We start from the raw sequence: 12,575 nt of genomic DNA, 5'->3' as shown, positions 1-12,575 counted from the left end.
GCTCTGCTCAGGTCCATGTGCTGACACACAGTCTTCACTATGGCATGGGTTGTTTCGAGGGCGTTCGAGCCTATAAGACGGATCGCGGAACATCCATCTTCCGGTTGGAAGATCACACGCGCCGCCTGGCGAACTCTGCCCGCATTCTCGGGATGCCCTTGCCTTATTCGGAGAGCGTAATCAACGAAGCCCATCGTGAAGTGATTCGTTCGAACAGGCTTGAGAGTGCCTATATGCGTCCGATCGTGTTCTATGGTTCCGAGGGCATGGGGCTTCGGGCGGATAACCTGAAAGTCCACGTGGCGGTCGCAGCCTGGGAGTGGGGCGCATATCTGGGGGCGGAGAATATTCAAAAAGGCATCCGGATCAAGACATCAAGCTATTCGCGGCACCATGTCAATGTGACGATGTGCAAGGCCAAGTCGACCGGCTCTTACATGAATTCCATGATGGCGTTGCGCGAAGCTACCCATGATGGCTACGACGAAGCCATGCTGCTGGATACCCAAGGCTTTGTTGCGGAAGGTTCCGGCGAGAATATCTTCCTTGTCAGGGACGGTATTTTGTATACACCGGATCTGACAGCAGCTCTTGACGGGATCACTCGCCGCACAATCATCACCTTGGCCAAACGATTTGGTTATGAAGTGATTGAAAAGCGCATCACGCGCGATGAAGTCTATATTGCTGATGAAGCATTTTTCACCGGGACGGCGGCCGAGGTCACTCCCATCCGTGAGGTCGATAACCGGCCGATTGGCAGTGGTTCACGTGGCCCGATTACCGAACGCTTGCAGTCGGCCTATTTTGATCTGGTCCATGGTCGCTTTGATGCTGAATTCGATGGTTGGCTCGATTTTACCGAGGTGCGTGTATGAACCCGAATACCGCAGCCCATCCTGAGCAATACAAAAAGGCCAGTGCTGCGCGTGAAGTAGCCATCCATCAGTCGGATCTGCCCGTATTTTGTCCTCGTGCAGATGAGACGCTTTGGAATGCGCATCCTCGCGTTTATATTCACCTTGAGAAGAAGGGTGATCAGGCGCGCTGTATTTATTGCGGCACGCTTTATCGGCTGATCGATTAAGCCGGATAAAGCGCATGTGGACTTTGGTGCAAAATAATCCGGTTATGGTTGCCATCATCGTCGCGGTGGTGCTGATCGCAATTGCGCTTCACGTGGGTATTTATATGGTGATCAAGCGATTGGTGAATCGAGACTCGCCCCCGGCATCGGATGAATAAGTGCCACTTAATATCAGGTTTTTTACTGTCCCGCCTTTGCGGGATTTTTTTCGTGTCTGATGCTTGGTTGGTGTGTCGATGGAAACACAACGTCAGGTGCAACGATGTTTATGAAATCGTTCACGTACCAACTGGGCAACATAAGGCGTGTCGTTGACAGGCGTGTATTGCCACTGTTCCAGTTTGCCCTCGAATGGGCGGGTTACACCCTCGCTTCTCAGTGCTTGGTGAAAATTGTTCAATCGGCCGGAATAGCCATCAAAATCCAAGGTGTGCACAGGTTTGCCAGTTGAGGCGGCTTCCGACACCATCGACACCGAATCGCCAGTCACAATCAGATAATCTGCCATGCCAAGAATTGCGTGATAGGGGTTCGGCCCCTCGTTGTTCCAGAACCAGTGCGTTGTGCCCGCAAGCGCCGTTTCCATGGCTGCGATATTTTCCGTGCCTGTGCGTCGCGATGCCGTGATCCATAAGTGAGCGCTGTGATCAGCTGCTACCTTCAGCAGCGTTTCGATCAATGCTCGACTTTTTTTGGGCGTCAGGGTGGCCGTCGCATTACTGCCGCCAATCAGAACGCCAATAATTGGCCGTTGTTGTTTGATCTCGATCAGCTCCGGGTGAATGTCGGTTTGCTGTGTCATGGCCTGTTCAATTTTTTCAGGCGTGACATGGTGCAGTGCGCCACGGGTATTGACGACATTCGGTCCGATTAAACCGTCGTGACGGGGTGGCACGATCAGGTCCACCAGATGATGCGGCATCTGCGGGTTCTGGATATGCACGGTGAATACCCGCCCGCCGCTGGCTCGTTTGACCCCCAGCGCGGTAGCGGCGCCCAGGCGCCCACAGGATATGATGATGTCCGGCCACGGCGCCTTCAATGGAGAGGATTGTGGGGTGAGGCGGGTATGCGCTTTGGATAGCCAGTGGCCGGGCAGCCAGCGCCAGGGCTTGGTCAGATTGACTAGCTTGACCTCGAACGGCCAGCCGATGTGCTCGGCCAAGCCAACCGCCTGGTTGCGCAAACCGACGGCATCATTTGTTAGTAGCCAGATTTTGGGTGGCGATGATGTTTCCTGCGGTTCCGTGCTCATGCCGAGGTGACAGGTTCGTTCGGGAAGGCGAGCTCGTGGCGGTTACGCCATTCCTGAGTGACATAGTTGATAATCAGGGTACGGCGTATACCATTGATTTTTCTTGGTTCGAACCCATGCCACGTATTGGTTGACGGGACGAAGATCATCGCCGTATTGAATGTAGCGGGTATGCGCTGGGCGGGCGATTCTTTGGTCAGATAAATGTCCGTTCCCCAGCTCTCATGTTCCGGATCTTCGGACATGTAAGCCAGCATGGTGAATTTTTTCACACCCAGATCAGTGTGGGGTTCCAGCCAGAAGCCTTGCGTGTCGAGCGCGTATTCAATACGCAGGTTGGTACCGGTCAGGTCAAGGCCACAGCACTTCTCAATCACACGAATCATTTCGGGTGATTGCAGTGCATGTGCAATGGCCGAGCAGGTGGGGTAGCGCGCGATGGCATCCTGATCAAAAAACTTACGCAGTTCGTTGTGGGTTTCCCGTCGCCCACCCGTATCATCAATGGCGGGTGGCGAGAACGGGAGCTTGGCAATCGATTGGGCTGTTTCCACCGGAAACAACTCACGTAAGCGCCAGTGCCGGTAGGGTGACTCTTCGGGTTTTGCGGACTCGAATGAGTGCTTCAGGCTGGCTTTTACAGCATCTAATAGCGTTGAATCGGGCATGCGCATGACCTTAAGATAACTAAACGACGGGAAGATAATGGCAGGTATAATAAACTTCTTATCGCCTAAACGTTAATTTGTGTCCAATCTATGACCCTATTGCCAGTTAATCCGGCCGCTGATCGGCCCGTCGAGCGTCAGTCGCTGATTGTGATGCAATTGCTGCCCGCGCTTGAAAGTGGCGGTGTCGAGCGCGGCACCATTGAAATTGCGGCCGCGCTCATGGCGGTAGGGCACAAGGCCATCGTGGTGTCGGGCGGCGGGCGCATGGTCGCTGAGTTGGAGGCGCTGGGTGCCGAACACATCACCCTGCCCATTGGTAAGAAATCCCTGACCAGTCTGCGCTATATCCCGATTCTGCGGCGCTTGATGCGGGAAAAACAAGTGGACATCGTCCACCTGCGTTCACGATTACCGGCCTGGTTGGGATATATGGCCTGGAAGAAACTTGATCCAGCTACTCGCCCGCGCTTGGTGACGACGGTACACGGGCCATACACCCCCAACTTCTATAGCGCCGTCATGCTCAAAGGTGAGCGCATCATCGCGGTTTCCGACATGATCGTTGCGTACATCCGCCGGCATTACCCGTGGGTTGATTCCGCCAAAATCACACGCATCTATCGTGGCGTCGATCCGGTTGCATTCTCGCCGGAATATCAACCCGAGTCGGCCTGGTTGACGCGTTGGCAGACAGAGTTCCCGCAAGCGGTCGGGAAATGGACCATTACTTTGCCGGGGCGAATCACGCGTTGGAAGGGGCAGCTTGATCTTCTTCAAATTGTTGCACGCCTGAAGGCAGAAGGTATCCCAGTTCATGCATTGATCGTAGGCGGCGCGCATCCGCGAAAGCAGTCGTTTTTGCAGGAAATCGAAGCGGAAATTTCGCGACGGAATTTGACCGAGGACGTGACCCTGGTCGGTCAGCGTTCAGACCTCAAAAACATCATGGCGATCAGTGATATCGTGCTCTCGCTGTCGACCGAGCCGGAAGCATTCGGACGGGTCAGTCTGGAAGCCTTGAGTCTTGGGCGCCCTGTTCTTGGTTATGCCCACGGCGGCGTGGGTGAACAACTCGCGGCCATGTATCCCGCCGGTGCCATTGCACTGGGTGATATCGATACGGCCGTTGCCACATTGTCACGCTGGTATCGAGATGGTGCGCCCGAGGTGCCCTCCGAGTGTCCGTTCACTTTAGCGTCAATGCAGGCACAAACTTTCTCGGTATATGCTGATTTATTGGCTTCGCCCCGAACACGCTAAGGTCTCTTTGATTGGAGAATTTGCTCGTAGAAAGCAACTGTTTTTGCCGTCATCTGAGCCAAGGTCAGTTCATGGCGAGCGCGGGTGCAATAGGGCTCGTAGCGGGCACGTAAATCTGGCCATTGATTGAGCGCCCATTGCAGTGCGTTGTGCAGGGCATTGGTATCGTCGCAGGGTACGACGGCCTCGCGGGGCAAAAATTCGCGTGCGCCCGGAATATCGGTAGCGATGATGGGGACGCCCGCGTGGAGCGCCTCGACCAACACATAGGGAAATCCTTCGCGCCGCGATGACATCGCCAACAAATCCGCCGCTTGCATAAGCTCGGGCACGTCAGCGCGGAAGCCGACGAAGATCACCCGTTTGCCGAGCCCTTGTTGCGCGGCTTGCCTTTTGAGGGACTCTTCTTCCTTGCCGGTGCCCACAATCACCAATTTGCCGGGTAAATCGCGCCAAGCAGAAATTAGGTTATCGAAACCTTTGGCTTCGACCAACCGACCTACCGCTAAAGTGAGCGGTTCATCCGGCGTGCACCAGCGCGCTTTCAACACGCTACGCTGCGTGTCGGATAGGGTTCGAATTGGGGCGATGCCATTTTCAACAACCAAACTCTGGGCATGCTTCAAGCGCTGCTGTGCGGGATGCGAAACGGCGATGACCCCATCAAAAGCGGTGAATGGTTCGGTGTGGTGTTTTACATTGTGCAGGGTTGCAATGCGTGCAGGCGCGGTGGTGCCGCATAAATTCGTCATGAAGGCGGCCTTGTTCGCCTGCGCGTGAATCACATCGGGGGCGAAGGCGTCTAAATCTCGCCGTAATTGCCATAAGGCGAGCAGGTTGAATCGCCAGGTTGTTGCGGCGAGTTCACGAAGTTGAATCGACGGGTCAAGCTTTTCTCGAAAGCTGGCGTCGCCGAAAACGCAAACCGTGTGCGCTTTGGCCAGTTCATTGGCCAAGTCGATGACATGGCGCTCCAAACCCCCATAGCCTTTGCTGACGATGACTAAGGCAATGCGCATAAGCTTTTTATACCCCGATTTTGAATGGTTTTGGCATGATACACTGCGCTGAATTTAAGATAAGCCTCGTGAGGATGGGCGGATGAACGCAAACAGGTTGGTCGATATGCGCGCCTTTGATGCCGCACCTTTGGTGAAAGAACCATTCATGCATTTTGTGGCACATGATTTTGTGCCCAAGTCCGTCATGGTCGATATCGATCGAGACTTCCCCGAGGTGCCCAAGCGGGGCAGTTTCCCCATGAGCGAACTCGACAGTGGGCCGAGTTTCAAGGCGTTGGTCGAGTACCTCGAGAGTGAGGAAGTGGCGCGCAAGTTTTCCGAAAAACTGGGTATCGATCTGGTTGGTAAGCCCACTACCATGACGATTCGCGGGTACAGCGGCGAGCAGGATGGCCGCGTTCATACCGATTCGCGCTCGAAACTGGTGACCGTCTTGCTGTATCTGAACAGTGATTGGAATCCGGCTGATGGCGGCTTGAGACTGCTCAATTCAGATAATTTGGAAGACAGCTTCGATGAAGTGATTCCGGCGGCAGGCACCCTGCTCGCATTCGTCAACACCGAGAATGCCTGGCACGGCCATAAGCCATTCGTCGGCCAGCGGCGCAGCATTCAGCTCAACTGGGTTGTCAGTGACGCTGCCGTGCGCCGCAGTCAGTGGCGTCACGGGCTTTCGGCTAAGATCAAGCGCTGGTTTGGCGGCGGGAAGAAAGCAAAGCCGGTCGATGATGCGTATTGATCCTGTCGCCGTCCTCGGTTCGATCGTGTGTTGGATCGCGGCATGATTGAAGGGGTGCTGGTCGACGCTTTCGGCTTGGCCGGGGTGATCGCGCTGCTGGCATTGGCCGCTCGTTGCAATTTCTGGCGCTGGCCGAAGCCGCTCGGCTGGCCGCGCATTTTGATGTATCACCGCATTCAACCCGCTGCTGTCGATAGGTCACGGGGCGAGGGAATCACGGCAACGACAACGCAGTTTGAGGCTCATCTGACCTGGCTGGCCGCGCACGGTGCGCGATTCGTGACAGTATCCGAACTGATGGCTGCCGAAAATCCGGCGCATATGGTCGCGATCACCTTTGATGATGGTTACGCGGACAACTTCACCCATGCCTGGCCGATTCTGAAGAAATTTTCTGCTCCGGCCACCATTTATCTGGCGCCGGATATGCCGGATATCGAGCGCCTGAGCCTTGAAATGATTGCCGAGATGAGCGCGGCAGGTATCGAGTTTGGTGCCCACACGATGACTCATATTCACTTGCCGTCAACCGACGACAATCAGGCGCTGGCCGAAATTCAAGCCTCGAAAAATGCGGTGGAATCACTGACGGGCAAGCCCTGCACGAGTTTTGCCTATCCGTATGGCAAATTCTTCGACAAGCACGTGGCGATGGTCGCTGCGGCCGGATTCGAGACTGCCGTGACCACCAGGAAAAAAATCTTGCCGCGCCGGAAGTTCGATCTGTTGTGTCTGCCGCGTTTGTCGATGGTCGGGCAAATGAACCGGTTCGAATTCTGGCTGACCATCACCCGAGGACGCTATCGCGTATGAATGACGTTGCCCCCACTCCCCGTGACCTGCGTGACGGTGTGCCGGTCAGTGTGTTTCTGATCACCAAGAATTGCGCCCGGTGGCTGGATGAGGTGCTGAGTGCTGTGTCGGGTTTTGCAGAAATCGTCGTCGTCGATTCCGGCTCGACTGATGAAACCTTAGCGATTGCCGAGCGCCACGGTGCGTGCATCGTGCATCAGGAATTTCTGGGATATGGGCAGCAAAAGCAGGTGGCGCTTGATCTGTGCACCCAATCCTGGGTGCTCAATCTTGATGGTGATGAAGTGGTCGATGCCGAACTGCGCGACGCGATTATCGAACTGGTACAGCGTGACGATCCCAACGTGATTGGCGGACAGGTTCGATTCCGCGATTGGTTCATCGGCGTGCCAGCCAGTAAACACACGCGGGCGATTTCGCGCGTGCGCTTGTGGCGTCGTGGGGCTGGGCGCTTTCTGTCCGAGCAGATCGTGCATGAATCCGTGCAACTGGATGCGGGCGGGCGAATCGAAAACTTGCCCGGTTGGGTTGAGCATTATGGCGTGGAATCCGTCACCCTGCGGGTGCAGAAGATCAACCACTATTCGACCCTGCGCGCCGAACTGGACGCCAGCCGGGGCAAAAAACCATCGGCGCTCAAGCTGTTCACCATTTTCCCGCTGCGCTTTTTGAAAAATTACCTGCTGCGGCGCGCTTTTCTCGACGGCCGTCGCGGACTGATTCAGGCGATGGCGAGCGCGTATTACTCCTTTCTTATCGAAGCCAAGAAATTCGAAGCCGCAGAGCGCGAGCGTTTGGGGCTGGCGTCTAAACCCTAGGGAAGCGCTGATTTAATCAGTGCTTCCCGCTCGGGGCAGGATGCCCCAACACGAACAAAGACGTAAGTCTTTGATTCGTAAGGGCTATCGCGGGCGTGTACCGCGATGAGCGAGCTGATTTATTCCATGGATGGAATAAATCAGCATTTACCTAGGATAAATCATGAATTCGGATCACTTTGTGCAAAATTCGGTGTCACCAGCCTATCGACCGTTGGACTGGGCGCAGAAATGGGCGCTCATTGGCGTGCTGCTCTTGTCAATTTTGGTGCTGTTCAAGCGGGTGCCCGCCGAAGTAGCGGTCGGGGTGACCGTTCTGATCGCGCTGTTCGTTGCGATTCGTCGTCGGGATTTCTCCTGGTTGGCGCAAGGTTGGGTGTACGCGGCAGCTGCACTGTCGGTTATTTTGCTCGTGCTCTCGCCCTTCTCGGTGAATCCGGCCAACTCTGCTTTGTCCGCCGTGCTGGCTTTCCGTTGGCCCGTATTCGCCGCAGCGCTGATCTGGTTGTTCTCAAAGCAGCCCGATACCCTGGTATGGTTCGAGCGCGCCATGCTGGCCGTGATTGTGTTCATTGTGCTCGATACGTTCTTGCAGTACGCCATTGGGCGGGATATTTTCGGGCATGTGCCGAACAGTCCGGTTCGTCTGACAGGGCCATTCGAGCACCCCATGGTGGGCACGTTTACGGATCGGTTCTGGTTTATCGGGCTGGCAGTCGTCTGGTTCGCCGCGTTGCGATGGCGAGAACTCTGGGCATTGCTCGCCATTGCCGGTATGTCGGCAGTCGGCGCGTTATTCCTGTTTTTAACGGGTGAGCGAGCTGCGTTGTTAACCTATTTACTGGGTAGTGGTTTGGTAATGCTGGGCGTGATGATTCACCATCATCGTTGGCGTATGCCGCTGATCGGACTGCTCGTCGTGCTCGGTGTGGCCGTGGCCGGGGTTGCCATAACCCAGAAAGAAATGGTGCATCGCAGCGTGGATTCGACGGTTCACACCATCGGGCATCTGGATGAAACCGTCTATGGTCTCAACTTTATGACGGCCTTCGCCGAATTTGAGGCCAAACCCTGGACGGGGGTTGGCACGCGTGAATTCAAAGCCTATTGCGATACTCATCTGCCAGCCTACAAGGCGCGCTACGACGCCATGGGTTTTGATGGCGCGGTGATTCATCCGCATAATTTTTACAGCGGTATGTTGGCCGAGGGCGGCATTTTCGCTTTCGTCATTTTCGTGACCATGGTGCTGTTATTGTTTGCCAAAGTGATTGGTGACTCGATTCGTCACGGTGTGCCGATGCAAGCCTACTTTGGTAGCGCCGTTTTGCTTACCACATTCTGGCCGCTGCAAAGCACGATGGAATATTTCAATGGCTGGACTGCAGCCGTGATCTGGACGGGTGTGGCGTGGTCGATGGCCCGTGCCCGTGCTGCCTGAGCGTGTGCCACCACAATCCGGACAAAATGTGGTGACCGATACGGCGATTATCCTCCCGCATCGAGAGGCTTTTTCTGTCGATCGGCCGGGCGCGATTGCACTGACCCTGGCGACCCAGCTTGAAAATGCATCCATCCACAGCGCGATTTGGGGCGATCCGTTGCGTGCGGCATCGCTCGTTCCTGCGGTGCCGTACGTCGGACTGGCGACGCCCAAATGGTGGCCGGCACGACAGACGGTGCGTTATCGTTGGGCGATTGCTCGCGCCATAAAATGCCATACCCCGAGGCGACTGGAAATCCAGAATCGGGCGCACCTGTTTCATGAGTTTAGCCACCTCAAGCAGGGCTTGTCCCTGTATCTTCATAATGATCCGCTGTCGATTCGTGGCCTGAAAACGCCCGACGATCGGCTGCGGATATTAACGCGTGCTGATTATGTGGCCGCCGTCAGCGAATTTATTCGGCAGCGTTTTTGCGAGGGTGTCCCTGAATCGCTGTGTGCGCCCGTGGTCGTTGTGCCCAACACAGTGGATATGAATCAATTCGCGCCAGAGACCGAAAAAAGCAAAGAAATTTTGTTCGTAGGAAGGCTGATTCCGGAAAAGGGTGCGTTGCCCCTATTGCAGGCGTTGCAGACGGTGTTGCCCCGGTTTCCCGAATGGCGTGCCCGCTTTATCGGCGCCTGGCATTTCGGGCAAACCACGGCGCAGTATCCGCACGAACGTGAGTTGCTGGCGACTCTTCAGCCACAAATGCGCGACCGGATTCTGTTCGACTGGTATCAGCCTTATGAGATGGTGACCACGGCATTCAATCGAGCGGCCATCGCGGTGGTGCCGTCGCTCTGGGCGGAGCCCTTTGGCCGAACAGCGCTGGAAGGCATGGCGGCGGGCTGCGCGGTGATCGCTTCGAATAGCGGCGGCCTGCCGGAAGTGATCGGCGAGGCAGGGCTGCTGGTCGATCCAACGGCTGAACATCTGTCGGATGCATTGACGCGATTGTTGTCCGATGATGCCTATCGTCAGGCCATCGGGGCACTCGGTGCGACCAGGGCACGAACGGTGTTTGAGCCGTCGGTCATCCACGAAAAAATCAATCTTCTGCGAAGAAGTTGATTACTCCGGTTCGACTGCGGCGTCGGCTTTATCCGGTGCCCGGTTTTTGTAGCGTCGATGGCCCCATAGATATGCACCTGGTTGAGCGCGTATTTCCTCTTCCAATACGGTGACGAGCCTGGCCGTATCGGCGACATCATCGCCACTAGGCAGATTTTCCAGCGGTGGGTGAATGATCACCTCGTAGGTTTCCCCCGATCGGCGCATGTAATAGGGCAAAACCACCGCATTGCCCATCCGTGCCAGAATCGGAATGGCCAGATTGGTGGTGCAGGGGACGCCGAAGAAGGGAATGAAGGCGCTCTGTTTGCCGTGGAAGCTTTGATCGGCCGCCGTCCAGATAATCCCGCCTTTTTTGAGTGTGCGGACCATGGCACGCGTGTTCTCGCGATCGATCAGACTGGCCACGTGCTTGCGACGCCCGACGTTGATCAGCTCGTCGATGACGGGGTTATCGTTCGGGCGATAAACGGCATGAACCGGCCAGCGTCGTGCGGCAAGATAAACGGAAACCTCGCCCTGGGTGAAATGGCCTGCATTGAGTATCACGCCCTGGCCGCGGGCGAGCGCGGCTTCAACATGCTCCGCGCCGGTGACCGTGTGCGCAGGCGGTGGTTCGGTTTTGCCATACCACCCCCAGATGGATTCCAGCGCATCCTCGCCCAGGCGGTCGAAATGTTCGTTAATGATCTCATCGCGCCACGCTGCCGTGGAATCGGGGAAGGCAGTTTGCAGGTTTTGCGCCATAATCTTGCGTCGCTTACCGACGAAACGTTTACTCAGGCGTCCCAATAGTGCGCCGAGGCGGAGTCGTGCAGATTGCGGCAGGGCGGCAATGCCGCGTAGCAGCAAGGTAAGCAGACCCAGTGAAATTTTTTGCAGGAAGGATAGCGAATGCGTCATGACGGCGATTTTAACAGTTGGCATCACTGTGGGTACTTCGGTGTGCATGTTTTCTCATGACCTTTTTTCCTGGTTTATGAGTTTGTGGGCATATCGCTTCGCATTGGGCCTCGCTTTGCCGTGGCTGATTTTCGATGCCTTGCGTCGCTACTTGCGCGCACCCGGATCTCATCGGGTTCTCGGGGCCCAGTTCGGCCGAATTCCTGATGATTTACCCGCCGGGAGTATCTGGCTGCATGCGGTTTCTCTGGGAGAGATTCGGGCGGCGGCCTCCTTGATTCGCGCACTGCAATCGCGTTGGCCCGATGTGCCTTTGGTGGTGAGCACCATGACGGAAACCGGTGCCCAAGCGGCGCGAGAATTGGGGCTGCGGCATTTCTATGCCCCGTTTGATTATGCCTTCGCGCAACGCGCCGTGCTCCGGCGACTTCGGCCGAAATTGATCGTTGTGATGGAAACTGAACTCTGGCCGAATTGGGCGCGGGTGGCACAGGCTTGCGGCGTGCCGATGGCGGTGGTCAATGCCCGCTTGTCGGATCGGTCATTCCGGCGGTATCGCCGGTGGGGTGGCACCTTGCTCAAACAGACGCTGAACCGTATCGGCCTGATCTGTACCCAATCGAGTGATGATCAGGCGCGATTTCGCGCCCTCGCGCCAGACGTGATGCACGAGCGCATCATCGATTGCGGCAATATCAAATTTGATGTGGCAAAGCCCGAAGTCGCGTCCTGGTCTGCAGGTGCCCGCCCCGTCTGGTTGGCGGCGAGTACCCATGAAGGTGAAGAGTCCTTGCTTCTGGATGCGCATAGATACTTGTTGGCGGATCATCCCGATGCGTTGCTGGTCCTGGCGCCAAGGCACCCTGAGCGGGCGCAGCAGGTGTTGTCGTTGATGTCGAGCCGAGATTTGAATGCCCAGCGCTCGTCGATGGGGCTAAGGGTCGATACAAAAACCCAGGTGCTCCTTGTCGACCAGACGGGATTGCTCATGCAATTTTTTGCCGCAATCGAGGTGATATTCATGGGCGGCTCTCTTGTCATGACGGGCGGGCATAATCCCATCGAACCGGCCGTGTTCGGCCGTGCGGTACTCAGTGGGCCGAATGTGCATAATTTCCGGGCGGTGTTCCGATTGCTGGCAGAGCGAGACGCTGTGCGTATGGCGGAAGATGCAGCGGACGTGGTCGCCGCCGTCGAATCTGCCTGGGCGCAACCGGAAGCATGGCGACAAGCCGGAGCACGTGCCCATGCTGTCGTGCAAGCCAATCGAGGGTCGACGGCGCGTGTCGTTGATGCCTTGGATCGTATTTTATCGAGGAGTTGAGTGTGTTTGATCCGCCAATGAAAAAGACAGTCACCGTGGCAGCGCCTGTCATCCGCGCGCAAGGGCTGGTGAAGCAGTTCGGGCAATTTCGTGCCGTGGATGGCATCGATTTCACGATTCCTCCG

14 protein-coding genes are annotated in these 12,575 nt (G+C 56.3%); 10 read left to right on the top strand and 4 right to left on the bottom strand.

Annotated elements, in window-relative coordinates:
* The 3 genes from M7R55_RS12180 to M7R55_RS12170 all read left to right on the top strand — a co-directional run.
* Window positions 1-878: branched-chain amino acid transaminase (locus M7R55_RS12180; RefSeq protein ID WP_298220947.1), on the top strand; the 878-nt coding region annotated here is incomplete at its 5' end.
* Window positions 875-1,087 carry a zinc-finger domain-containing protein gene (locus M7R55_RS12175; protein WP_298220945.1) on the top strand — a complete coding sequence of 71 codons (213 nt, stop codon included), beginning with the start codon at window positions 875-877 and terminating at the stop codon, window positions 1,085-1,087. The genes M7R55_RS12180 and M7R55_RS12175, both read left to right, overlap by 4 nt.
* 14 nt (window positions 1,088-1,101) lie before the next feature.
* Complete coding sequence (locus M7R55_RS12170; RefSeq protein ID WP_298220943.1) at window positions 1,102-1,245, top strand: hypothetical protein; 144 nt, start codon at window positions 1,102-1,104, stop codon at window positions 1,243-1,245.
* Between the two features lie 92 nt (window positions 1,246-1,337).
* Here the strand turns inward: M7R55_RS12170 and M7R55_RS12165 are convergent, their stop codons facing one another.
* Together M7R55_RS12165 and M7R55_RS12160 are read right to left on the bottom strand one after the other, a co-directional pair.
* Entirely contained in the window at window positions 1,338-2,342 is a 1,005-nt protein-coding gene (locus tag M7R55_RS12165) for a mitochondrial fission ELM1 family protein (RefSeq protein ID WP_298220941.1), read from the bottom strand.
* Complete coding sequence (locus M7R55_RS12160) at window positions 2,339-3,010, bottom strand: 2OG-Fe(II) oxygenase (protein ID WP_298220940.1); 672 nt, start codon at window positions 3,008-3,010, stop codon at window positions 2,339-2,341. Before M7R55_RS12160 ends, M7R55_RS12165 begins: the two co-directional genes overlap by 4 nt.
* A gap of 90 nt (window positions 3,011-3,100) precedes the next feature.
* Between M7R55_RS12160 and M7R55_RS12155 the strand changes: the two genes are divergently transcribed.
* Window positions 3,101-4,273, top strand: a complete 1,173-nt coding sequence (locus tag M7R55_RS12155; RefSeq protein WP_298220938.1) for a glycosyltransferase family 4 protein — start codon at window positions 3,101-3,103, stop codon at window positions 4,271-4,273.
* Here M7R55_RS12155 and M7R55_RS12150 read toward each other — a convergent pair.
* Window positions 4,270-5,292: a glycosyltransferase gene (locus M7R55_RS12150; RefSeq protein WP_298220936.1), complete on the bottom strand. Its 1,023-nt coding sequence runs from the start codon at window positions 5,290-5,292 to the stop codon at window positions 4,270-4,272. The two genes, M7R55_RS12155 and M7R55_RS12150, sit on opposite strands and share 4 nt — an antisense overlap.
* Window positions 5,293-5,374: 82 nt before the next feature.
* Between M7R55_RS12150 and M7R55_RS12145 the strand changes: the two genes are divergently transcribed.
* The 5 genes from M7R55_RS12145 (at window position 5,375) to M7R55_RS12125 (ending at window position 10,223) form a co-directional block, all read left to right on the top strand.
* Window positions 5,375-6,034 (top strand): 2OG-Fe(II) oxygenase, encoded by a 660-nt coding sequence (locus M7R55_RS12145; protein WP_298220934.1) that lies wholly within the window; start codon window positions 5,375-5,377, stop codon window positions 6,032-6,034.
* Window positions 6,035-6,076: 42 nt separating this feature from the next.
* Window positions 6,077-6,847, top strand: a complete 771-nt coding sequence (locus M7R55_RS12140) for a polysaccharide deacetylase family protein (protein WP_298220932.1) — start codon at window positions 6,077-6,079, stop codon at window positions 6,845-6,847.
* Window positions 6,844-7,665, top strand: coding sequence for a glycosyltransferase family 2 protein (locus M7R55_RS12135; protein ID WP_298220931.1), 822 nt, complete (start codon window positions 6,844-6,846; stop codon window positions 7,663-7,665). The genes M7R55_RS12140 and M7R55_RS12135 overlap by 4 nt, the downstream gene beginning before the upstream one ends.
* Before the next feature lie 163 nt (window positions 7,666-7,828).
* Window positions 7,829-9,106 (top strand): O-antigen ligase family protein, encoded by a 1,278-nt coding sequence (locus tag M7R55_RS12130; RefSeq protein WP_298220930.1) that lies wholly within the window; start codon window positions 7,829-7,831, stop codon window positions 9,104-9,106.
* Window positions 9,090-10,223, top strand: a complete 1,134-nt coding sequence (locus M7R55_RS12125) for a glycosyltransferase family 4 protein (RefSeq protein ID WP_298220928.1) — start codon at window positions 9,090-9,092, stop codon at window positions 10,221-10,223. The genes M7R55_RS12130 and M7R55_RS12125 overlap by 17 nt, the downstream gene beginning before the upstream one ends.
* Here the strand turns inward: M7R55_RS12125 and M7R55_RS12120 are convergent, their stop codons facing one another.
* On the bottom strand, window positions 10,224-11,174 hold the full coding sequence (locus tag M7R55_RS12120; RefSeq protein WP_298220926.1) for a lipid A biosynthesis lauroyl acyltransferase: 951 nt from the start codon (window positions 11,172-11,174) through the stop codon (window positions 10,224-10,226). It lies immediately after the preceding gene.
* A gap of 28 nt (window positions 11,175-11,202) precedes the next feature.
* Between M7R55_RS12120 and M7R55_RS12115 the strand changes: the two genes are divergently transcribed.
* A complete protein-coding gene (locus M7R55_RS12115; RefSeq protein ID WP_298220924.1) occupies window positions 11,203-12,450 on the top strand; it encodes a 3-deoxy-D-manno-octulosonic acid transferase in 1,248 nt (415 codons plus the stop codon).
* Window positions 12,451-12,575: the final 125 nt, after the last annotated feature.

The organism is Halothiobacillus sp., assembly GCF_027346185.1.
GTDB lineage: Bacteria > Pseudomonadota > Gammaproteobacteria > Halothiobacillales > Halothiobacillaceae > Halothiobacillus.
This window is presented reverse-complemented; position numbering and strand designations above follow the sequence as displayed.